This is a genomic window from Polaribacter porphyrae, from assembly GCF_002954685.1.
Lineage (GTDB): Bacteria > Bacteroidota > Bacteroidia > Flavobacteriales > Flavobacteriaceae > Polaribacter > Polaribacter porphyrae.
Genome location: NZ_MSCN01000001.1, coordinates 2513051 through 2535968, shown reverse-complemented (window position 1 = coordinate 2535968; position 22918 = coordinate 2513051). Strand labels below are relative to the sequence as shown.

Below are 22918 nucleotides of genomic sequence, written 5' to 3'. Positions count from 1 at the left end.
AAGTAACCTTGTAAATAATAATACTTATATGAAAATAAAAGGCTTAAGATGGTGGATAATAACATTAATATTCATTGCCACTGTAATAAACTATATAGATAGAACTGCCTTTGCATTACTTTGGCCTCAAATGGGAGAAGACTTGGGGATGAACCAAGAAGATTATGCATTTTTATTTAATGTTTTTCTTGCTTGTTATGCTCTAGGAAAATTTGCTTCTGGTAAATTATACGATCAAATAGGAACGCGTTTAGGGTTTACAGTATCTATTATTGTTTGGTCTTTAGCTTCTGTATTTCATGCTTTTGCTAGAGGAGTTATTTCACTGTCAATCTTTAGAGGGCTTCTTGGTCTTGGAGAGGCAGGAAATTGGCCTGGGGCTGTAAAAAGTAATGGGGAATGGTTTCCTATTAGAGAACGAGCTACAGCTCAAGGCATCTTTAATGCAGGAGCCTCAATAGGTAATGTAATTGCACCATTTATAATAGTGTATTTGTACACAAAGTTTGGATGGAAAACAACTTATATTATTTTAGGAACAGTCGGAATGTTATGGGTAATTCCATGGTTATTTTTAAATAAATCTACCCCAGAGAAACATCCTTGGATAACACAAGAAGAAAGAGATTTAATTTTATCAGATAGAATTGATAAGGATGAAAATATATCAGAAGTAAAAGCAAAAAGTTTACCCGTAACAAAAATTTTAAGCTACAAACAATCTTGGGGAGTATTATTATGTAGGTTTTTTATAGAACCCATTTGGTGGTTTTTTGCTGCTTGGATGCCAATTTATTTAAATAAAACATTTGGGTTAAGTATAGAAGAAATAGCATCTACTATGTGGATATCTTATCTAATGGCAGCAGCAGGTAGTATAATTGGAGGATGGTTTACAGGTTTACTGATGAAAACAAAATCTGTTGATGCTGCAAGAAAAATTGCAATTTCTACTGGAGGCCTACTAGTTTTTATTGGTTTTGTTGGTATTATCCAGTTTGTTGGAGAAAATAATTTTATGACATTTATCTATTTAGCAGGTTTAGTGCTTTTTGGATTTCAATTTGCAATTGGTAATGTACAAACTATTTCTAGTGATTTATTTAGAGGACCTTCAGTAGGAACATTAGCAGGTTTAGCAGGAACAATAGCAGCCGTTTCTCCAATGATTATGAACTGGTTTATTGGGCAAATAACTTCAGGTGGTTCTTATACACCAGCATTTATTGCAATTACAATATCAGTAATTTTAGGGGTTTTATCAATATTCTTTTTTATAAGAAAGATAGAACCAGTAAGAAAAACAATAGAATAAAATAAAATAACTAAAAAATAAAGTATAATAATGAGTAAAAATGAAGGAAGAATTGCAATAATCACAGGTGCAACTGGTGGTATTGGTTTTCAAGTAGCAAAAAGATTAGGTAACGAGGGTTATACAGTTATCTTAAATGGAATAGATGATGAAGCTGGTGCAAAAAGATTAGATGAACTAAAATCTGAAGGTATTACAGCAGAATATTATGGCTTTGATGTTACTGATGAGACTGCTGTAACTTCAAATATAAATTATATTGGAGAGAAATATGGTAAAATTGATGTTCTTGTAAATAATGCTGGTGGTTTAGGAGGAAGATCTAGATTCGAAGAAATGACAACCGAATTTTATAGGTTTGTTATGGCATTAAATCTAGATTCTACATTTTTTGCATCAAGAGCAGCAATCCCTTTTTTAAAGAAAAGCGATTATGCATCTATCATTAATTATACCTCAAATGCAGGTTGGAATGCAGGTGGGCCAGGTGCAGGAATTTATGGTACATCTAAAGCAGGCGTGCATGCAATAACCAGAGCTTTAGCAAAAGATTTAGCTGAATATGGAATTAGAGTAAATGCAGTTTCCCCTGGTACAATAGATACTCCATTCCATGCTCAAATAAAATCTACAAAACCTGAAGTTTTTGCTTCTTGGGCTAATAATATAATGCTTGGTAGATTAGGTAAACCAGAAGATGTAGCTGGTGTTGTATCTTTTTTAGCAAGTAAAGATGCTGCCTTTTTAACTGCTGAAACCATTCAAGTTGGTGGTGGACAAGCTTTAGGTATATAATTTTAATTATTTTGAATTGTAAGGTTAAGCCGTTTTGTTTATGCAAAACGGTTTTTAATTTTTAAACTTAATTTTTTGAATATCAATAAAGCTATTTTATTTATGATTTTGAGTATTATTTGCTTTGCGTTTATGAACGCAATTGTAAAATATTTACAATCGTTTAATACATATCAAATTATTTTTTTTAGAGCTTTAGGTACATTGTTTTTTACGATTCCATTATTAATGAAACAAAATATTTCTTTTTTAGGAACTCACAAAAAACTTCTCTTTTTTAGGGGTATAGTCGGGGTTATATCTCTTACGTGTTTCTTTTTATCTCTAAACTATTTAGCCATTGGTACAGCAGTATCAATAAGATACACCTCTCCTATTTTTGCTGCGATTTTAGCGTTAATTTTTATCAAAGAAAAAGTAAAATCTATTCAATGGTTATTTTTTACTGTAGCTTTTATAGGCGTCTTAATTATTAAAGGATTTGGTGAAGCTGTTAATTCATTTGGTTTATTACTAATTATCATTTCTGCTTTTTTTCAAGGATTAGTATTCGTAATTATTAGAAAACTTGGAGATAAAGAAAACCCTTTAGTCATTATTAATTATTTTATGATAATGGCATTACTTTTTGGAGGTATAATGTCTATTAATTATTGGAAAACACCAAATATATTAGAGCTCTTATTATTAATAAGTTTAGGTATTTTAGGCTTTATAGGTCAACTATACATGACCAAAGCTTTCCAGAGTAATGAAACAAACATTGTAGCACCCTTAAAATATTTAGAAGTAATATTCTCAATAATTATAGGTGTTTTTTGGTTTGGAGAAATCTATAATTTATTAACATTGTTTGGGGTTGTATTAATTTTACTTGGGTTAATATTCAATATCTATATCAAACAGAAAAATAATACTCTATGAAAAAAATTACTATTATTATTTTAGTTTTAAGTTACAAATTATGTGTTTGTCAAGTTTTATTGGATGCAAATGGACAAGGAAATACATATGAAGAAATTACCCAAGTTTTAGCTCCAGGATATAACCCTGTTGAAGTTCCTGATTGTAATCATAGTATTTTTGGAAGACATATAGATGAAATTTTTGATACTAGTTTAAATGTGTATGTTTTTCGTTTTATATTGCATACAACACCAGATAATGACAGGTGCTTAAATTTTGATAGACAGCGTAATGAAATTAAGTCTTATGATAAATCTCCTGATAATTTATTGGGTATTGAAAATGAAATTGTTGAATATAAATGGAAATTTAAATTAGATATTGGCCTACAGGTTTCGTCAAATTTTACTCATATTCATCAATTAAAATCAGTTGGTGGCTCTTTGGCAAGTATGCCTATGTACACATTAACTTTAAGAAAATCTAACCCAGATAGAATTGAATTAAGATATGCAGAGACAGATACACAAATAACTTTAAAACAGACTGATTTAACACCATTAAAAGGTGTTTGGATACAGGCAATTGAGACTATTAAATATGGCACTAATGGAACATATAAAATTGTACTTAAAAAAGTTAGTGATGACACTGAATTATTTAGTTACACTAATAATTCAATCATAAATTGGAGAACAGGTGCAGATTTTGTGAGGCCAAAATGGGGTATTTATAGAAGTTTAAAGAATAGTTCTGATTTAAGAGACGAAGAAGTTTTATTTGCAAACTTTAGTATTGAAGAATTATCAACATTATCTAATAATAATGAGCAAATGTTTGATGATAAAATTCAGTTATTTCCAAACCCATCTAAAAATTTAGTAAAAATTAAAGAAGGTATATCAGATTCTTATACTTCTTTAAAAATTTATAATAATCTTGGTCAAGAAGTATTGCATCAAAAAAGCAACCTTAAAATAATCGATATTTCTGAATTTACTTTAGGAGTCTATCAAGTTATTTTTCAAAAAAATAAAAAAAATATTGCTATTAAAAAATTAGTAATTGATTAAACCAATGGTATTTATTTTGTTATTCGTTTTTAATAAATAAGATTTTTTACTTGGTATAAAGTTATCTTTATTTTCCCATTTTGGATTTTTAAAAACAACATTGTCCCTAATTGCCCCTTCAGATATTTTTAATTGACCACTATTATGGATTAAACAATTTCTTATAATATTCGTTTGTCCTTTAAGTTTTATAAAATACGCCAAATCATAACTTTTTTCAAAAACAGAATTTATAATTTCTACTTTAGGTATTGATTTTAATTTTATAACATTATCTTTTTCTTTGCTTCCAACCTTACTAAAAATACTGTTAGTTATTTTTAAATTACCCTTGTTATCATTTATTAAAGGATCAGTTTTTGTATAATTAACAGCAAATTCGTCAATATTTTTAAATATAGAATTTTCAATTAAAATATGTTTGGCATTGTATTTTCCAAAACCAGTTTTTTCATAAGACAAATTTAAGCCTCTGTAACTGTCTAAAAAAATTGAGTTTTTTATACTTATAGTATCTGCTAATGTACCAACATAAGCTTTAAAAATACTACCACCATTAGTGTTATTGAAATTTTTAAAATCACAATTTTTAATAAACAAATTGTAAAGGTTTGCATTATTTTTATCTGGAGAAACAATAGCATATTTTACTTTAGTGTCATTATCTCCATCAAAAATGATATTTTCTAATTTTAAAGTTGAGTTTTCTTGTACTCTAAAAAAATAATTTAATGATTTTGGAAGATTATTATTTGCTTTGATAACAGTATTTTTACTTCCTTTTATTAATATATTTCCTTTTATTTTTTTTGTTTTATCAATAAAATAAATACCATCTTTCAAGATTATTTTTGTTTTTGAAGATGCTTTTTTTAATGCTTTTGCTAATGTTCCTGTACCTGGCTCTACAGTAATTATTTTTTCTTTGATAATTTTTTTTGGTTCTTCTATTTTTGGTTTCCAATAAGGGCCAGTTTTAACTAATAGAGCTTTAGGAAATTTAACATTATCAAAATTAAATGCACCTACAATAAAAGGGTTTCGTTCTTTGTCATTAATATCTTTTAACGGAGTTGTTTCATTTTTGAAATCTGATATCAAAAATTTATTTTTTGACGAAGGCATTGGAAAAGACTGAAGTAATTTCCAATCAATTTTTTGTTTTTTAAATTGTTGTGAATCAAAGAAATTTTCTGAATCTACGATGTTATTCTTAAATTTTATTCCAGAAATATCATCTGATATTTCAACAACTTTACCTCCATTGGTATTTGCTATTAAGTTGTTGGCAAAAACCATATTTTCAGCTGGTAGTGTACGTTCAGAATCTTTACCTGCACCAAATTCAATTGCACCACAATTAATGATAGTATTATTTTGAATATTTACATTTTTAACTTGTAGATATCTGTTTAAAGGAGAATTAGGAACTCCATTCATAACTACAATTGGTCCTCTAAAGCCATCACCTTTTAATCCTACTAACAAGTTATTCCTTATAATATGACCTTCATTAATAACCCTTATACCTCCAGTTTTTGCAATATTATTCCCTATAAAAACATTATTTTCAACTAAAGCATTATTTCCGTGCCTTAATGTTAAAGTTCCTTTACTGGCTAAAAATAAATTATTCCTAAAAATATTATCTGCAGATTTATTAGATATTATTTCAATTTCGCCATCACAATTTTTAAAAGTGTTATTTTCTACAATTGTTTTTGAAGATTTCATTGAATTTGTGCTAGTACCTATTCTTATTGTTTCTCCTCCATTTTTACCCAATTCAGGTCTTTTACCAAAAAAATTGTGATCTATTTTGTGATTGTTTTCAATATGTTCATCACCTTTTAACCAAACAACAAGTGTAGTTCCATCATTTGTTTTACCAGTAAAATTATTATGATCTACCCTATTATTTTTACCCCATAAATCTACCCAATGTGAATTTATTGTATCATCATCTGGGTTATAATATGATATTGTATTATGAGTAAATCTACAGTAAGAGGCAAATTCTTTAGAGTTCTTTTTAAAAGAAACTATAGATTTTTTAGTAGGACTCCCATCTTTAAACCATAAACCAGTAACTACAATGTGTTGTCCATAGATAACCAGATTAGAATTACCCGTAATTATTACTTTACCAGGAGTTTCAGCTTTTATAGTGATAGGTTTGTCTTTTTTCCCTACACCAAAAGCCTTAATTTCTACATCTCTCCAAATACCATTTTTTAAGATTATTTTAGTTCCAGGAATTGCTTTTTTTATAACATCATTATATTCGTCTATGTTTGATACTTTAAACACATTTTGAGAGTAAATTAAGCTACAAGAAAAGAATATCAGAATTGTTGTAAAAGTTTTCATTTAAAATTGGTTTACCAGTTTGGTTTACCAAATATAATAAATTTTAACAATTAGACTAACTAAAAAAGAAAAAAGCTGAATTGATTAAGTTAAAAAAAACATCACTCTATTATATACTTACCTGGTGTAGCTTTTTCCTTTTTATTCTTAAAATCTCCTGTTAAATTTGGGCTTCTTTCCAAAGAATAGTTACTAGATTTCTTTATGTCTTTATTAGAAACAATATCTAAAACACCATTGAATTTATTGGTTAAAACAATACTTTCTGTATTTTTTTCATTAATATCTAAATCGCTAGAAATTGCTATTGCAGATTGTGTTTTTAAAAATAGGTCTTGAGGGTAATGTTTCAAAATTTTAGCTTTGGTAATGGCTTTAAAAATTAAATATACTTGACCTGGATATAATATTGTATTATCTGGAACCATAAACATTGGTCGCTTAAAATCTCCATTATTAAAACTTTTTTCATTATAAATTTTATATTCACTGATGTCTATAATCTTTTTAGATTTGTTTACAATTTCTATAAAATCATCATTTTCATCAACTTTGCCATCAAAATTATAATCTTGTCCTTTACCACTTGCAAAATTCACTTCATTTATCACTAAACCTTTGTACCCTTTTCTACCTTTATTACCATAAAAATCTTTTACTTCTATGTAATCTCCTTTTTCAGTATTAAAGTCTATATCATCAAATTTGAAAACAATTTCAAAATCTTTTCCTTTTCTATACTTGAATTTTATAGGATAAATATCAAAATTATCTTCTGGATTTCTGTAGTCAAAATCGTAATTATTGCCTCTATTAGAGTTGTCTCCAGATTTTTTCTTCTTTAAATATGGCATTCCATCTCTGGAATTAAAATTCAATTTAAATGTATTTTCTTTGGAAGTGCCAGAATTGTGTTTCAACACAATCTCGTTAAAATGATCTTCTAAATGATCTGCTCTAACTCTTACATAAAGGTCATTGCCTTTTTTTATAGCCCAGTATTCTAATGAATTATTTTCATTTTTTGCGTTATCTAAAAACAACAAAGGATTAATCTGTGGATCTATAAATTCTCCATTTTCATCCTTTGAGTTTTTATCATATTTGTAATCGCTATCTTTATTATCTAGGTATCTTTTAGAGTAATAAGAGCCTATTCTAATCTCAAAATGATTATGAGGATAGTTTCTACTATTGGTGTTTCCTAAAGCAGCAACAACATCACCTTGTTTTATTTTATCTCCTTTATCTACATACCTTTCATTTAAATGCAAACTCATAGAATAGTAAATATCGGTTACTTTTCCGTGAAAATACATTGGAGTATCCATTTTGTGCTTAATCACCAAAGTGTGTCCAAAACTTTTATGCACAACACCATCTGCAACAGCTTTTATATCATCACCTATATTACCAACAATATCTAATGCTCTATGAAAATCGTAAGTAACTTCATTGGCTTTTATTCTGAAGGAAAAAGGAGAATCAACATCATAAATACTTCCACTTGGCCAAATAATATCATTTACATATTTTACTTTTAAACCTGTATCTGTAACTGTAAAAACATCTTCTTTACAAACGTTTTTTTGGTCATCAATTTGTAAGCAAACTTTGTAGGTTCCTGTTGTTTTATATTGATGTATAGGTTCTTTTTCTGTGGATGTTTCTCCATCACCAAAACTCCATAAAAATGTTGTTTCAGGTTTTAATTCTACTGAAAATTTATCAATATGAAATTTAATTTCTTTATCTACATTTCCTATTGAAGCAGTAAAATTTACTTGAGCAACTAAAGAAGTTGTTATAAAGAATAGGAGTGAAGAGATAATTTTTGATGTCATAATTAAAAATATTAATAAAAGCAATACGTTTGTGTTCTACTAAAAACAAACTTTATACCATTATTTGTCTAATGTTGTAAACACTATTCTTTAATAATTTTTTGAGTAAAATAGGTGTTATCCTCTTTTAAAATTCGAATTAAATAGATATTTTCCTGAAGTTTACTTACATCAACTTTATTATTTTCAATGAATCCTGATTTTATTTTTTTACCTAAAAAATTATATATTATGTAGCTTTTACTTGTATCATCGGATATAAATAGTGTGTTTTTTGCAGGATTTGGATATAGTGAAAGTTTATATTTATTTTTAAAATTGATTGTGCTTAATCTAGTATCATCAAAAATACCTGGTGTTGCTGCATCGTCTTTTCTTACAAAACCTCCTGTAAGTTCTGGCTCTCTAACTAAAGAAAATGTATCATCTGCTTGCCCAATATTCCCAAAATTATTGGTAGAAACATAATCTATCAGGTTTTTATTATTGTCTGTTAAATACATAGTTTCTTTAATTTCCTCATCAAAAATACTTAATGTAGAGGCGTCACTAGCATTATTTTTTACAGAGAGTATTTCTAAATTTGGATTGTTGTTTTTATAGTTTGCAATTTCTTGTGTAGAAATGTAAGTAAAAATCAATAGTGCTTTACCTGATGCTAAATTGATGTTAGGAAAAGTATATCTAGGCATCCCAAAATCAAACCGAACTTGGTCATAAATTTTATAATTGTTAAGATTTATGGTTTCATTGGAATAGTTTACAATTTCTATAAAGTCGTCTTTAAAATCTTCATCTCCATCTTTATTATAGTCAAAATTAGAAGTTGTTGCACTTTGGTAATTGATTTCATTAATAACGAGTTTGTTCTGCTCTTTTTTACCTTTGTTTCCAAAAATATCTCTTACTACAATATAATCTCCTACTGCTGTATTAAAGCTTTGGTAATTTTTAAATTCTAATCTTATATAGTAATCCTTTATTCTATATAAACCAGAAGTATTAATTATATCCCCATTTTCATCTCTTCCATAGTTTTGTGCAAAAATTTCTACATCTTCAGCATTACTATTATATCCATTTGTGTTATAATCTGTGTTTGATTTTTCTCCAAAAAAATCAAAACGACTTGTTCCACTTCCTGAATTTGGCAAACCTTCTCTAGTATTTAAGTTAAATTTTAATTCTTTTTCATTAGTTGTTCCTGAATTATATTTGATTGCAATTTCATTAAAATCATCTTCTAACAAGTTAGATTTTATAGTTACTATTAGTCTATCATTTTGAACATTTAAAGAATATCTTAAAGAATTATTATCATTAGAAGTGTTGTTTAAAAAAAGATACGGATTTACACTTGGATCTATTAGATTGGTAAAAAAAACACTATTAGCATTTGGTTGATCTGCAGTAATGGTAAGTGATGAGCCTATTCTATGTTGCGCACCTACATTAATTTCAAAATGATTGTGATAATAAGTTCCTGTTCCACTGGAACCTAGTTTGCCAATTAAATGTCCTTTTTGTATTAATAGGTTAGGGTTTACAGTTACCAATTGTTGATCTAAATGTAAAAATCTTGAATAATAAGTACTGACAACTGTTCCGTGAAAAAACATAGGTGTATCCATTTCGTGTTTCATTGTGATAATTTTTGCACCACTTGCTGCTGTATATACATCTACTACATAACCATCTGCTATTGCATAAATATTATCTCCTAATTCTCCTTTAATGTCTAACGCTCTATGAAAATCATTTACCACTCCAGAATTCTTTTTTCTGTGAGTAAAAGGTGCGTGAATGTCTTGTGCACTTCCATTTGGCCACATAATATCATTTACATATTTTATTTTTAAACCAGTTTCTGTGACTGTAAAAACATTGGTTTTAACTAATGGAGTGTTGTTGTTTACTTTTAATGAAACAGTGTATGTACCAGCATTTGCATAAGTATGGATAGGATTTATAGCTGTACTTGTTGTACCATCTCCAAAAGTCCACAAAAAAGTAGTGTAATTGTCTTTTGCGTATTGATTTGGGTAGAAAAATAGTTGCTTATCTGCATTACCCAAAGATGCTGTAAAGTTTACATTTGCATCTGTTTGCGAAAAGACAGTTAATGGCAAAAGAAGGTAAAAGAAAGCTATTTTCATAGTTGTATTTTATGCAGCTTTTTAAAAGTACTTATTTTAGAAACCAACTGCAGTGTCATCTCCTCTTGGATCTGCTGCTCCTTCCAATCTTCCATCAGGTAAAACTAGAATGGCATCTAATCTTCCAATAATTAAAGATTCTTTTTCTAAAATTTTATATCCAAAAGCTTTCAACTCTTTTTTAGTAGTAGCATCAAACTTATTTGGCTCTAATTTAATTTGATCAGGTAACCATTGATGATGAAATCTCCCTGATTTTACAGATTCTTGCATTCCCATATTAAAGTCTAAAACATTTAAAATATTTTGAGCTACTGTTGTGATAATTGTTGATCCTCCAGGGCTTCCTAAAACCATTTTTAATTTTCCATTTTCTTCTACAATTGTTGGTGTCATAGAGCTTAACATTCTTTTATTGGGTGCAATTGCATTTGCTTTAGAACCTAATAAACCAAAAATATTTGGAGTTCCTGGTTTGCTGGAAAAATCATCCATTTCATTATTTAAAATAAAACCACCACCTTTTACCACTACTTTAGATCCATAACGTAAGTTTAGAGTTGTGGTTACAGAAACTGCGTTTCCATAAGAATCTACAATAGAATAATGTGTAGTTTCATCACTTTCATAACCTAAAATTTTTCCGTGAGAAACTTCTGATGAAGGTGTAGCTTTATCCCAAGAAAAAGTACTCATCCTTTCTTTTAGGTATGTAGCATCTGTTAAACTATCAATAGGAACATCAACAAAATCGATATCGCCCAAAAAATGCGCTCTATCTGCATAAGATCTTCTTGAAGCTTCTGTGACTAATTGTATGTATTTTGTTGAATTATGCTCAATCCCTTTTAAATCATAAGGTTCTATAGATTTTAAAATTTGTCCTAAACAAATACCTCCACTTGCAGGTAAAGTCATAGAAGTAATGTCGTAGTTTTTGTATTTAAAAGCTATGGGTTTACGCCAAACTGCTTTATAATTTTCTAAATCTTCTTTTAAAATAATTCCTCCTAATTCTGTTACGTAATCTACTAATAAATTCGCTGTTTTGCCTTTGTAAAAACCATCTGGTCCTTGGTCACGAATTCTTTCTAATGTTTGTGCCAATTCTTCTTGAACCATTAATTCTCCCTCATTCCATTTTCTAGCAAACTGCGTTTTGTAGTTATTGGCCTTGTTAAACATTTCTGTATATTGAGAAATACGTTCTGCTTGCTGTTTTGTCATATTAAAACCATTTCTAGCCAAATCGATTGCTGGCTGAACCAAGTCTTTAAATGGAAGTGAACCAAATTTTTGATATACTTCATAAATACCAGCTACAGAGCCAGGAATAGCAACTGCATTTGCTCCTAAAACACTTTTACGATCTATAATATTACCATCTTTATCTAAATACATATCTCTATGTGCTTTACTTGGTGCTTTTTCTCTAAAGTCTAATGCTCCTTTTGTGCCATCGTTATTTCTATAGACCATAAAACCACCACCAGCAATATTACCAGCAACAGGATACACTACTGCTAAAGCCAAATGAGTAGCAACCATAGCATCATAAGCATTACCTCCTTTTTTTAAAATAGCTGCACCAACTTGAGAGGCTTCAATTTTTGCAGAAACTACCATTGCTTTTTCGCCAATTTCGCCAATAATTTTCTTGTCCTCTTTTTTACTTTGGCAAGTAATCATAAATAAAGAAAGTGAAAAGAGAAGTATTATTTTTTTCATAATTTAATAATTGTTATTGTAAATTTATGACAACATTTACTTTAAAACTATATACCAATTATAATTTTATCTACCTACCAATTTTATTAAAAAAACAGCTACCAATTTTGTAACTGTTTTTAATCTTTTTTTTACTTTTTTATAATTTTTTTGACTTCATGACTACCATCTTCTTTAAAAACACGTATTAAATAAATGCCATTTTTTAAATTACCCACATTTATTTGGTTATTCTTAATTGTGTTTGCTTTTATTTTTTTGCCTAAATAATTATACATTATAAAGTTTTTATATAAATGGTCTGACACAAATAAGGTTTTGTGAACTGGGTTTGGATAAATGACATTATCAACAGATTTTGTAATGTTTTCTGCTAATTGTTTTGTTTTGGTTGATGATTTAGCTCCTAAACATATATTTGAAGAAATACCTGGAGAGTTGTCTTCTAAACCAGAGCAGTCTGAATGCATTTCAAAATTTCCTGATGAATTTATTACTATTGAATGATTGTTATTAATTCCTGAAAAATCACTATTATTATAGACCTCTTCAATAATGACTACATTATTATCATTTTTTATATAAACTGCATCAACTTCATTTAAAGCCAAACTGCCATCAGAAGCTGTAGCTTTTACAACGTCATCATTATACGTGTCATCAAATAAATTATTGTCTCCACTAAAAACTAAATACACACCACTTTCTGGAATAAAAGTTGTAGCTGGTACAGTATGTCTTGGTGTGCTAGATGGATATCTAGTTTCATCATAAAACTCATATCCAGAGATGTTTAAGGGAAAAACGGTATTGTTTTTTAGTTCTATAAAATCGTCTTTGTAACTAGAAGCTCTGTAACTTACTTCACTTAAAATTAATGGATTCTCTATGTCGTTATTGTACCCTGGACTGAAAAGTAAACCATTTATGTCTTCTTGTGGGACAAAATTCCCACTACTATTTTTAGCATAAGATTGATTTTTGTTTGAGGTAATATTAGGAATACTTCCTAAATTATTAAAATTTAAAACCTCTTGATTTTCTTTTGTTTTTACGATAACGTTTACATTTGTTGGATTATTAAAACCAAGCCATTGAGAAGCTTTTGCCATTTTTGTATTACTTAAGTAAGAAGGTAAATTATTTCCTTTATTATATAAAACAAAGGTTTCATTTGGTGCTATTTCTAAACTTTGATTTTCTGTATATCTTAATGTTCCATTGCCTGAACCTGTATAAAATTTATAATCTTTAATATCTAAATTTCTACCTGATATATTTATAAATTCTAAAAATCTATCCTCTGAAGCAGCATTATTATCTTTATCAATATCTCCTATTTTATTGCCATTTACTGTTGTGTTAATAGTTCCTATAAATATTTCATTAAGAGCTAATTCTACTAAATCTACTTTCACTCCTTTGTTACCATACATGTCTCTTGCTCTAACATACACATCATTAATATTTTTATTATTAGAGTTATCTAAAATAAAAGTAATTTGATATTTTTTATCACTAGTAATTTCGTTTAATGTTCTAAATTTGAATTTAATAGGATTTATTATCACATTATTTACAGATGATATATCATACCTTTTATCACCATAGTTTCCTGAAACAAAAGGTAAACCACTTCTGGTATTGAAATCTAATGTTTGCTTTGTCTCACCTGTATAACCTAATGTTATTTTATTAAAATGATCTTCTAAATAATCTGTTTTAACTGTGATGTGAAAAGTGTTACCTACCTCCTTTATTGTATATTTTAGAGATAGATTATCATTGGCATCATTATTTAAAAATAATAGTGGGTTTACTCTAGAATCTATTGGATCTGTAGCGTCAAATTTATCTGTAAAAAACTCATTTCTTTTGTTATCATTGCCATTTGGTGATACACTGTAATTATTTACATTTGTCATTGAGCTTTGTGAGTAGCTTGTACCAACACGTATTTCAAAATGATTGTGAGGATAGTTATTACTACCTGTTGTTCCTAATTTGGCAATGAAATCTCCTTTAGTTATAGTTTGATTTTTAGCTACATACATTTCATTTACATGATAATACATAGAAAAATAGTGCTCTATTACTTGCCCATGAAAATACATTGGTGTATCCATAGTGTGCTTTATGGATACGATTCTAGAATCACTAGTGTCTGACTGATTTTTGTACCAATTTACAACACCATCAGCAACAGCGTAAATATTTTCTCCTTCATTACCCACAATATCAATTCCTCTATGAAAATCAAAATCGTCATTAGACATTATTCTATGACTAAATGGAGAATCGATATCAGATACACCTCCATTAGGCCATTGAATATTTGAGTTATCTACATATTTTACTTTAAAACCATCTTCATCAAAAACTGTAAATACATTATTCTTAACTTCAGCCCAATTTGTGTTATTTGTAACCGATAATTTTACAATAAGATTCCCAGTTTTGCCACTTGGTATTGTAAAAGTTGGTTCTCTTATGTTATCAACTGTTTCGCTATAACCATCTATTTCAAAATACCATTTGTAGTCATTTGCATTGATGTAAGTTTGTTTTGTATGATTATTTATCTTAAAATATATTTTATCTGAATTAGAAATACCTCTATAAGCTGTAAAATTTACATTATCAACATCATTAGAAAAATCGATACTGCTACTACTAGAATATTGGATGGAATTATTAAACGGTGTTTGAGTTTGAGCTACTATTACCGTAAACGAAAAGAGAAATAATAGTTGAGTAATTTTTTTCATAATAAGTTGGGTTTGGTTTTTTGGTTATTGACAATTAAACAACCTTAAAATAATTATTAATTAAAAAAATGTAGTAATTATTAGTTATTTAATACTAATTACTCAAATATAATATGAATTTATAAAAATTGATATATACCAATTTTATTTAATTTTACATACCAAAATAAATGAAAGAAACTTATTATTTTAAAATTATTACTTTTTGAAAGAAAGCTTTTTCTTTTGTAGAAACCTTGATGTAATAGATGCCTTCTTGCTCTATTTTTATAGAAAAAGTAGTACTATTTGAGGAATAGTTTTCAGTAAACTCAACCTCTTTACCAAGTAAGTTATACACTTTAATATTACCTATCTCTTTTAATTTGAAGCTAATTTTTCCTTTACTTGGGTTTGGATAAATTAGATTATTGTTGATATTTTCTGTTGTTAAATTTAATGCCTTGGTAAATACTCTATCAATAGCATTACTTACTTTTTGCCAGCCACTAACATTATTTCTTAACTTTTCGCGCTCTTGCTCTAAACTTATAAAACGCCCTGAAGCAGAAGAAAAGTGAGTATTACAAGGCTGTGAAGAACCATTAATTAATCTACCTTGAGTATTTGTAAAAGCAATTAATCTATTCCAAGATAAATCTTTATGTGGTATTTTAAAGGTTAAACTACTATCTTCAATTAGCAATTCATTTTTTAATAAATCTATATAATCAATAGTAGGAGTTGTTCTTGTTCCATTACTTAAAATCACACTAGGATCATCAGCAGTTTTTCCAAAACCATGCAATTGAATAAAAATTGAATTTGCTATTTTTTCATGCAAAATTTTAGTGGATAAATGAAAAATTGCTTCTTCTGAATGTGCTACATCAGAAATTCTAAATGGTTCTGAACCATTATCGCAAGTTGAAGTTGTACCAGAACAAGAAGAAAATGAACTGCTATTGCAACGTTCTGTACCATTTAAAAATACAGCTTTTGCTAATGTGTTTTTTAAACAATAAACAGCTTGCTGACCTGTATTTGTGTCATTTAAAACGTGAGGTGCAGTAATGATTAAATTGTTAATCACAGAATTTTTAGTAAAAATATATGTTCCCCAATGATTTGAAGAGTTGCTATTTTTTTCTAATATGTAAAAAGTTTGGTTAGTAGAATTGTCTAAAAACTCTGTGATTTTATAACCTATTTTACCTAACTGTAATCTTGCATTAGGTATATCATTAGTCAAAACATAATCTAGTGAATTTTCCCAAATATTAGATTGTGTAATTGATGGGCTTTTATAATCATCGCCTGAACTACCAGGAATATTTTTTATAATAGCATCAATATAATCCTCTAGATCTCCATTAGTATTTTGAGATGAACAATTAATACTAAAGTAAGTAAAAAGAATAATTAAAAATGGAAATTTTATTTTCACAATAGGTAGTTTTAAAAAAAACTTCACTGATGATTTTATGAGTTCTTTTCAAAGTAAATTAAATAGGTCTCGCAAATATGATACCTTTTAGTTTATCATATTTTTTTCCGTTTTTCTCTTTAATTTTATCTCCATATACTAAATTATACCATCTTTTACCTGTTAAACTCCATGTATATGCATAAGGTCTTTTTCTTTCGTTTTTACCCACTTTAAATACCATTTTACCAAAACCAATTCCACTTGGTTTTCCTTTTCTTTCTTCTGCAACAGGAGTGTCAAAATTGTATCTTGTGTCAATAGATTTTGTATGACCTATTGAAGAAGAGCTTAAAACTTGTACTTTAAATTGATTGCTTTTTTTACCTTGTTCTACATTCCAAGCCACCCAAATTAACCCAGTAGAATTATTATCTTGTTCTTTTCTCCATTTATCATGATATCTTGCTATAATTAAATCCCCTTTTTGCAAAGAATCTATAGAAGTAAATACTTTCCAATATTTGTTACTTACAGATATTTTTTTAGGATCTTTTAAAATATCATTTCTAAAATAATCATAAAAAGTAGGCACAGTAGGTCTTTTTATATTCCATTTTTTACCATTTGCTTTTTTGATTGTTTTTTTATTATTCAATAAATCTTGATAATGTTCTGGTAGTACTTTTTTTAATAAAATTTCTGCCACAAAACCTGGTCCATCATATTTGTAAATACCATTTTTTTCATCGATAACATGATCTTTAGATAACGCATATTTGGTCGTTTTCATATTCTCCCAAACCTCAATAGCTCTATTTGTAAATTTTGCGCTAGCAGAGTTACCATCTGCTTTTGTAAGGTCTATTTTCTGTTGTGCAATAAAACTTGTCTGGATTGATAATGCCACTAACATAAAAAATGTTAAAGCTGATTTTAAATTAGTCTTCATATTTTATATTTTTTCTTCTGTTTTTAAATGTGCTGTTTTTTTATTTTGATGATTAAATGTTTGCATCAATTGATATACATAAGGAATTTGTTCCTGAAAACGTGTTAAAATATCTTCTGAAATATTTTTTCTACTAAAAGGAACAACTTTAACGTATTCTTGAATTTCATCTGCATTTCTGCCATATTTATATTCGTAAGGAAAACGACCATCAACATCAATTTTATTATTTGCATTATTTTTATTGGGCACACTAATGTAAAACTCGCTGTCTTTTATATTTCCATTTGGATTAAACATTTTTTCTTGTGCCAAATATTCGTGCAATTCCTTTGCTGTATCTACTGCAGGATCAACTAATTTTATGTTTTCTACCATAAAATCTTTGTATAAATACGCTCCGTTTTTGTCTTTATAATTATATAATTCTTTTAAAATCAGACCGATTTCATCTGTTAAATATGGATAATGTGTACAGCCTAAAATGATAGATTTCAACTTATTTTTGGTTTTTGACAGTCTAATCTGCTCCATTAAAGTAACCAAATGATAGCGAACATAATTTTCTGCATCGTTAATTTGAAGTATAGAGCAGTCACCAGTTTTTTCTGTATCACATAACATTTTGCTGTTATCAAAATCAAAATTATAGACATCAAAAAGCATTTTATCTATTTTTACATCGCCATTTAAACTTGGTCCTTTGTAATCTTTTCTTGGCTTTTTCAAATTTTTATTAAAGTAGTTTGCATCTTCATCAACTGCTTCTGCAATACCAATACCTCCTTGAGAAAATACTTCAATATTACCAGTATATTCCATTTTATTTTTCATTTTTAAAATGGTGTTATGATATCCTTTAGAAGAAACTGTACCTGCAGTTGCAAGTACACCAATTATTGCATCTTCGTTTTTACCAATAGTTGCTAAAGTACCTCTTACACCAGCATCTATAACTCCAATTACTTTAATATTTGAGTTTGCTTTTTTAATAAAATCTTCAATATATTCTTTACCATAAGCAGTAGCTGTGTTGCAAGCAATTACTAATGCTTTTACAGGTTTTTTATCGGTGTTTACGGTTTGGTCATTTTCATCAGAATAAAACTTATTACTCATTAAAAACTGTGCATCTTTTATAATGTGTTCTTTTAATAAATCTACTTTGTTTTCTTTCGAGTAATTTCCATAAGGCATATTGGCTTGGTCTCCTAAATAGATAAAAGATTCTTTATCAAAATCTAAAACTCCGTCTTTACCTTTTTCTTTTGTATTATTTTGATTCTCATCATAATTTACAATCGCTTTTAAAACGGTTAAACCACCTGTTCCAGAATCAAAAACACCAATAGGTAAAGTTGAATCTGTTGTGGGATAATTATCTATATCTATGTGATAGAAACTTTCTTTATCGTTAATAATTGAACTAACAATATTTTCTTTTTTAACTGAATTTTTACCTTCATTTTTTTTGCAATTTGATAAAAATAAAAGTGAAAATAATACACTGTAAATAACTGTTTTGCTCATAATTTTTTACTTTTTTTGATGTAGCTATCTAAAACTACATAGGGATATAGTTTTAAATAGCTGAAAATGAGATTGTTTATTTTTTGAGGACTTTTCCGTTTAAAATACCTGTAAACTTGCCTTTATCTATGACAATTTTTCCGTTAATGATGCTATATTCTAATCCTTCAGAAAGTTGAAAAGCATCTGTATAGTCTGCTTTATCTTTAAATGTTTTTGGATTAAAAATGATAATGTCAGCAAAATATCCTTTTTGAATTTTTCCTCTATTTTTAATTTTGAAGATATCCGCAGTTTTTGCACTACTACCATTGATAAAATCTACCAAGCTTACAATTTTATCTTGTACCACATATTTATGGTACTTTCTTGGAAAAGAACCATATTTTCTTGGGTGCCCAGTATTTCCATCAGAGCCAGTAACCACCCAGTCTTGTTTCATAAAATTATGAATGTCTTCTGGATTCATATTAAATGATGCAACTCTTATGTAACCAGTTTTTAAAGCTTCATAAACTGCCTCTTCAGCAGAAATATTTAACATTTTAGAAATTTCCAAAAGGTTTTTACCCACAAAATCTTTTTTATTAGATTTTACGAATAACAATTTATCTGCACCACCTCTTCTTATAATATTTTTTTTGGTTTCTTCTAAAATTACTTTCTTCAGTTTTGGGTTTCTATATCTTATAAATAACGAATCATTTCCTCCACTTTCTACCCAACGTGGTACAACTGCAGCTTGCAAACCAGTTGCAGAAGCATCATAAGGATATTGATTAGCAGTAACAATAATTCCTTCTTTATTCGCTTTTTCAATAGCATTTATAATCGCTTTACTTTGCATCCAAACATCAACACCTAAACATTTTATATGAGAAATATGTATAGGTAATTTAGCTTGCCTTCCAATTTCAATAGCTTCTTCAATAGATGCTATTAAACCAATATTGTAAGAGCTTTCATCACGTAAATGTGTATCGTAAATACCATCATTTTTTGCAACAATTTTAGACAATGCAATTACTTCTTGAGTATTAGAATAACTTCCTGGTGAATAGAAAAGTCCTGTAGAAATTCCAAAAGCACCAGCATCCATTTCTTGCTGTACTAATTTTTGCATTTGTAGAATTTCTTTTTCTGAAGCTTTTCTATCACTTTTACCCATTACCTGATTTCTAACAGTTCCATGACCTACTAAAGGAACTACGTTTGTACCAATTTTATGTGTATCATAAAGTTTGATATATTTTGATGTCGGATAAAAACTATCTCCATCATTACCCGTAATTACAGTTGTAATTCCCTGAAACATGAAAGGTTTATTGTGCGATGTTTTAGAGTTTTTCAAATCTCTATCTGCATGTGTGTGCGGATCTATAAAGCCTGGAGAAACAATCATATCAGAGGCATCAATAATTTTTTTTGCAACTATTGAAGCTGAATTTTCATCACCAATAAATACTATTTTATCATTTTTTATGCCAATAGTATTATTTTTTGATGCTGAACTAAAACCATCGTAAACTTTACCATTTGTAATTAAGATATCTACTTCTAGTTTCTCTTTATTACAGGAAATTAGTAGTATGAAAACTAAAACATATATGACGTTATTGAAGACTTTCATATTAATTTATATATCCTGGAACAGCAATACTACTCATTGTTTGTAAACCTGCTGGTGCTTTTAAAATACTATTAATGCAGTTAATGGTAATTGCACAGGTACCAATATCGCCATTAATTCCGCCTTCTATTTCTGATGAAAAATTAGGAACTCCTTTTATGGAAACTTTATCGAAAGATTTTTTTTCGCCAATGGCAGCTTTAAAGTGCATCTTTATTTTTTCTACTCCATTTACATAGCCATAGCCAATTTGTTCTACACCTCTTGCTTGTCCTTTTTTAACTTGTATAGCATCAGAAGCAACTGCTTCTTCAGCCATAACTGGGTCTAAACTTTCGGTTACTTTATCTAGTTGCAATCCTATAGCATCAGCTAGTAGATAAACAGATTCTAATAAGCCAACGTGTCTTAAAGTGCCTTCTGCTTCTTTTTTTCTAAAGGCATCAACATCTAAACCTGCTCCAATTTTTTTCTGAAAAGGAACTCTTCTTGGTGTAGCGTCTTGAATTCTTTCTACTGTAATGTGTTCTATTTCTTTTGAAATTGATGTAAGTACAGATGGTAAATAATCCATTAAAAAACCAGGATTAATTCCTGTACCTAAACAAGCAATGTTATTTTCTTTACAAATAACATCTAATTTTTTACTCAACTCTGGTTGTAATTGCCAAGGATAAGATAATTCTTCACAGGTTGATATTACTGGAATACCAAATTTAGCGACTTCTTCTACTTGCGGAATTAATTTTTCTAAACTAGAAACTGTTGTTATAATTACTGCATCAGGTTTTTTTTCTAAACTAGCAATAGCACTTTCAACAGAATTGTATATTACTACTTCCTCTGATAAGTTTTCATTTAAATCAGATAGATTTTTGCCTACATAATTAGGATTTATATCTACACCTGCAACAGTTTTTACTGTTGTTTTATCTGCTATGTATTTAGCAATTTGAATTCCCAAAGGACCAAAGCCAATTTGTAAAATATTCTTCATTTAATAATTGTAATTTTATTGATTTATCTCTGTAGGATCAAAAATGGTAAGCCCTTGAGGAGCATTTGGGTTTGAGTTATATTCAGATTGAGCTGGTATAAATCTCTGTGGATAAATACTTATGTTATTGTTATTAAAAGGAACAGGTACCATTAAATCAGAATCAGTAGCTCTTAATCTTCTTAAATCATTCCAAGGCATGAACGTACCAAAACCTGTTACATAACGTTCTTCTATAATTTCTCTTAAAAGTGCTCTGTCTTGTGGTATATTATCTTGATTATCTATGCCTCCTGGAGCAAAATCAGCTAAAACATAAGGGTTATAAACTCTAGTTCCTGCTCTATTAAAAGACTCTGAAGTTAAATGAAAAGCTCTTACTTCATTTAAATGAATTAAACCTTGAGAAGATGAAATAGTTCTAGCACCAGTTTCTGCAAGAATTAATAAGTTCTCTTGATAAGTTACCAAGTTCATAGGAGTTCTTTCTCCATTAATTCGTATGGAACTATTAAAGCCACTTGCTGAATCTATGTTTAGATAATTTCTTCTGGCTACCTCGTTAGTTTTTGAGTTTCTTCGAGTATTAGGATTTGTAGATGCAATAGCAATTAAGTTTCTACAGAAAGTATTATTAACTGACATAAACCCTTGATTCCCTCCAGCTCCAAATCTGTACAATAAATTCTCTGTTCCAAAAGTAGTTGTTGGAAAGAATTTCATAGAATTATCTGGCGCAGAAATTCCTAATAATGCATTTTGATATGCTAAAGAATATTGTTTTGTTTGTAAATAATAACGTGCTTTTAAAGTATATGCAACTTCAATCCATTTTGCTTTGTCTCCACCAAAATGAATATCTTCATCTAAACCTGCACTTAAAGTTGATGTGTCTTGAAACATTGTAATAGCATCGTCTAAAAGATTTTGTAAAGCAGCATAAACATCTGTTTGTTTATCAAATTTAGGATCATGGTAAACATCATTTGGATCTATATCAGAATAAGGAATATCACCCCAAATAGCAGTTGCAGTTCCAACAGCATTGGCTTCGATCATTTTACTTATTGCTATTATTAGTCTTCCTTCTGCATCCAAGCCATTTACATCGTAATATTTGGCTATTTCTCTATTTTGTTTTAGTATACCATTGTATAAATATTGCCAAGCACTGTTAGATTCTGATGCTGTAATACTGTAATTGTACAAGTTTAAATAGTTTGCTATTTCTCCTCTGTATTGACCAGACCACATACCAGAAATACGTTGCAAATGACTTAAATTAATAGAAATATTTGCCAACATTGTTCCTTTAATCAATAAATCTGCAGGAATTATTTCTTCTGTTGTAACTGCATTCGGATTAAAGTTATGATCTTCAAAAGACTTCTCACAAGAGAAAAATAATGATATGCATAAACATCCAATTATAATTTTATTTTTCATAAT

15 protein-coding genes are annotated in these 22918 nt (G+C 28.6%); 4 read left to right on the top strand and 11 right to left on the bottom strand.

The genetic code is table 11. The features are described 5' to 3' along the window. Positions 1–28 precede the first annotated feature (28 nt). The 4 genes from BTO18_RS11305 to BTO18_RS11290 all read left to right on the top strand — a co-directional run bounded on the left by BTO18_RS11305 (position 29) and on the right by BTO18_RS11290 (position 4089). Positions 29–1315, top strand: a complete 1287-nt coding sequence (locus tag BTO18_RS11305; protein ID WP_105016323.1) for an MFS transporter — start codon at positions 29–31, stop codon at positions 1313–1315. Positions 1316–1345: 30 nt separating this feature from the next. Continuing rightward, entirely contained in the window at positions 1346–2110 is a 765-nt protein-coding gene (locus BTO18_RS11300) for an SDR family NAD(P)-dependent oxidoreductase (protein ID WP_105016322.1), read from the top strand. 75 nt (positions 2111–2185) lie between these two features. Further along, positions 2186–3034, top strand: coding sequence for a DMT family transporter (locus BTO18_RS11295; RefSeq protein ID WP_262904422.1), 849 nt, complete (start codon positions 2186–2188; stop codon positions 3032–3034). Then, on the top strand, positions 3031–4089 hold the full coding sequence (locus tag BTO18_RS11290; protein ID WP_105016320.1) for a T9SS type A sorting domain-containing protein: 1059 nt from the start codon (positions 3031–3033) through the stop codon (positions 4087–4089). Before BTO18_RS11295 ends, BTO18_RS11290 begins: the two co-directional genes overlap by 4 nt. Here BTO18_RS11290 and BTO18_RS11285 read toward each other — a convergent pair. The 11 genes from BTO18_RS11285 to BTO18_RS11235 all read right to left on the bottom strand — a co-directional run bounded on the left by BTO18_RS11285 (position 4075) and on the right by BTO18_RS11235 (position 22915). Continuing rightward, positions 4075–6459, bottom strand: a complete 2385-nt coding sequence (locus BTO18_RS11285; protein WP_105016319.1) for a polysaccharide lyase 6 family protein — start codon at positions 6457–6459, stop codon at positions 4075–4077. The two genes, BTO18_RS11290 and BTO18_RS11285, sit on opposite strands and share 15 nt — an antisense overlap. A 101-nt stretch (positions 6460–6560) precedes the next feature. Beyond that, a complete protein-coding gene (locus tag BTO18_RS11280) occupies positions 6561–8303 on the bottom strand; it encodes a peptidoglycan DD-metalloendopeptidase family protein (RefSeq protein WP_105016318.1) in 1743 nt (580 codons plus the stop codon). Between the two features lie 83 nt (positions 8304–8386). Continuing rightward, a complete protein-coding gene (locus BTO18_RS11275) occupies positions 8387–10459 on the bottom strand; it encodes a lamin tail domain-containing protein (RefSeq protein WP_105016317.1) in 2073 nt (690 codons plus the stop codon). Positions 10460–10495: 36 nt separating this feature from the next. Further along, entirely contained in the window at positions 10496–12187 is a 1692-nt protein-coding gene (ggt, locus tag BTO18_RS11270) for a gamma-glutamyltransferase (RefSeq protein ID WP_105016316.1), read from the bottom strand. 131 nt (positions 12188–12318) lie between these two features. Beyond that, the gene (locus BTO18_RS11265) at positions 12319–14955 is read right to left on the bottom strand and encodes a peptidoglycan DD-metalloendopeptidase family protein (RefSeq protein WP_105016315.1); all 2637 of its coding nucleotides are present in this window, start codon (positions 14953–14955) and stop codon (positions 12319–12321) included. 184 nt (positions 14956–15139) lie between these two features. Then, on the bottom strand, positions 15140–16381 hold the full coding sequence (locus BTO18_RS11260) for a T9SS type A sorting domain-containing protein (RefSeq protein ID WP_170063262.1): 1242 nt from the start codon (positions 16379–16381) through the stop codon (positions 15140–15142). A 58-nt stretch (positions 16382–16439) separates the two neighbouring features. After that, the gene (locus tag BTO18_RS11255) at positions 16440–17312 is read right to left on the bottom strand and encodes a hypothetical protein (RefSeq protein ID WP_105016313.1); all 873 of its coding nucleotides are present in this window, start codon (positions 17310–17312) and stop codon (positions 16440–16442) included. A 3-nt stretch (positions 17313–17315) separates the two neighbouring features. Continuing rightward, on the bottom strand, positions 17316–18842 hold the full coding sequence (locus tag BTO18_RS11250; protein ID WP_105016312.1) for a glutamate racemase: 1527 nt from the start codon (positions 18840–18842) through the stop codon (positions 17316–17318). A 76-nt stretch (positions 18843–18918) separates the two neighbouring features. Further along, entirely contained in the window at positions 18919–20472 is a 1554-nt protein-coding gene (locus BTO18_RS11245) for an N-acyl-D-amino-acid deacylase family protein (protein WP_105016311.1), read from the bottom strand. 1 nt (position 20473) lies between these two features. Further along, positions 20474–21469, bottom strand: a complete 996-nt coding sequence (locus BTO18_RS11240; protein ID WP_105016310.1) for an NAD(P)H-dependent amine dehydrogenase family protein — start codon at positions 21467–21469, stop codon at positions 20474–20476. Positions 21470–21484: 15 nt separating this feature from the next. Then, positions 21485–22915, bottom strand: coding sequence for a SusD/RagB family nutrient-binding outer membrane lipoprotein (locus BTO18_RS11235; RefSeq protein WP_170063261.1), 1431 nt, complete (start codon positions 22913–22915; stop codon positions 21485–21487). Between the last annotated feature and the right edge of the window lie 3 nt (positions 22916–22918).

Excerpts from the sequence above, each read along its gene's own strand:
- BTO18_RS11240 (WP_105016310.1), bottom strand. The coding sequence starts at position 21,469 with ATGAAGAATATTTTACAAATTGGCTTTGGTCCTTTGGGAATTCAAATT.
- BTO18_RS11290 (WP_105016320.1), top strand. The coding sequence starts at position 3,031 with ATGAAAAAAATTACTATTATTATTTTAGTTTTAAGTTACAAATTATGT.
- ggt (WP_105016316.1), bottom strand. The coding sequence starts at position 12,187 with ATGAAAAAAATAATACTTCTCTTTTCACTTTCTTTATTTATGATTACT.
- BTO18_RS11250 (WP_105016312.1), bottom strand. The coding sequence starts at position 18,842 with ATGAGCAAAACAGTTATTTACAGTGTATTATTTTCACTTTTATTTTTA.
- BTO18_RS11275 (WP_105016317.1), bottom strand. The coding sequence starts at position 10,459 with ATGAAAATAGCTTTCTTTTACCTTCTTTTGCCATTAACTGTCTTTTCG.
- BTO18_RS11245 (WP_105016311.1), bottom strand. The coding sequence starts at position 20,472 with ATGAAAGTCTTCAATAACGTCATATATGTTTTAGTTTTCATACTACTA.
- BTO18_RS11300 (WP_105016322.1), top strand. The coding sequence starts at position 1,346 with ATGAGTAAAAATGAAGGAAGAATTGCAATAATCACAGGTGCAACTGGT.
- BTO18_RS11235 (WP_170063261.1), bottom strand. The coding sequence starts at position 22,915 with ATGAAAAATAAAATTATAATTGGATGTTTATGCATATCATTATTTTTC.
- BTO18_RS11285 (WP_105016319.1), bottom strand. The coding sequence starts at position 6,459 with ATGAAAACTTTTACAACAATTCTGATATTCTTTTCTTGTAGCTTAATT.
- BTO18_RS11305 (WP_105016323.1), top strand. The coding sequence starts at position 29 with ATGAAAATAAAAGGCTTAAGATGGTGGATAATAACATTAATATTCATT.
- BTO18_RS11280 (WP_105016318.1), bottom strand. The coding sequence starts at position 8,303 with ATGACATCAAAAATTATCTCTTCACTCCTATTCTTTATAACAACTTCT.
- BTO18_RS11265 (WP_105016315.1), bottom strand. The coding sequence starts at position 14,955 with ATGAAAAAAATTACTCAACTATTATTTCTCTTTTCGTTTACGGTAATA.
- BTO18_RS11255 (WP_105016313.1), bottom strand. The coding sequence starts at position 17,312 with ATGAAGACTAATTTAAAATCAGCTTTAACATTTTTTATGTTAGTGGCA.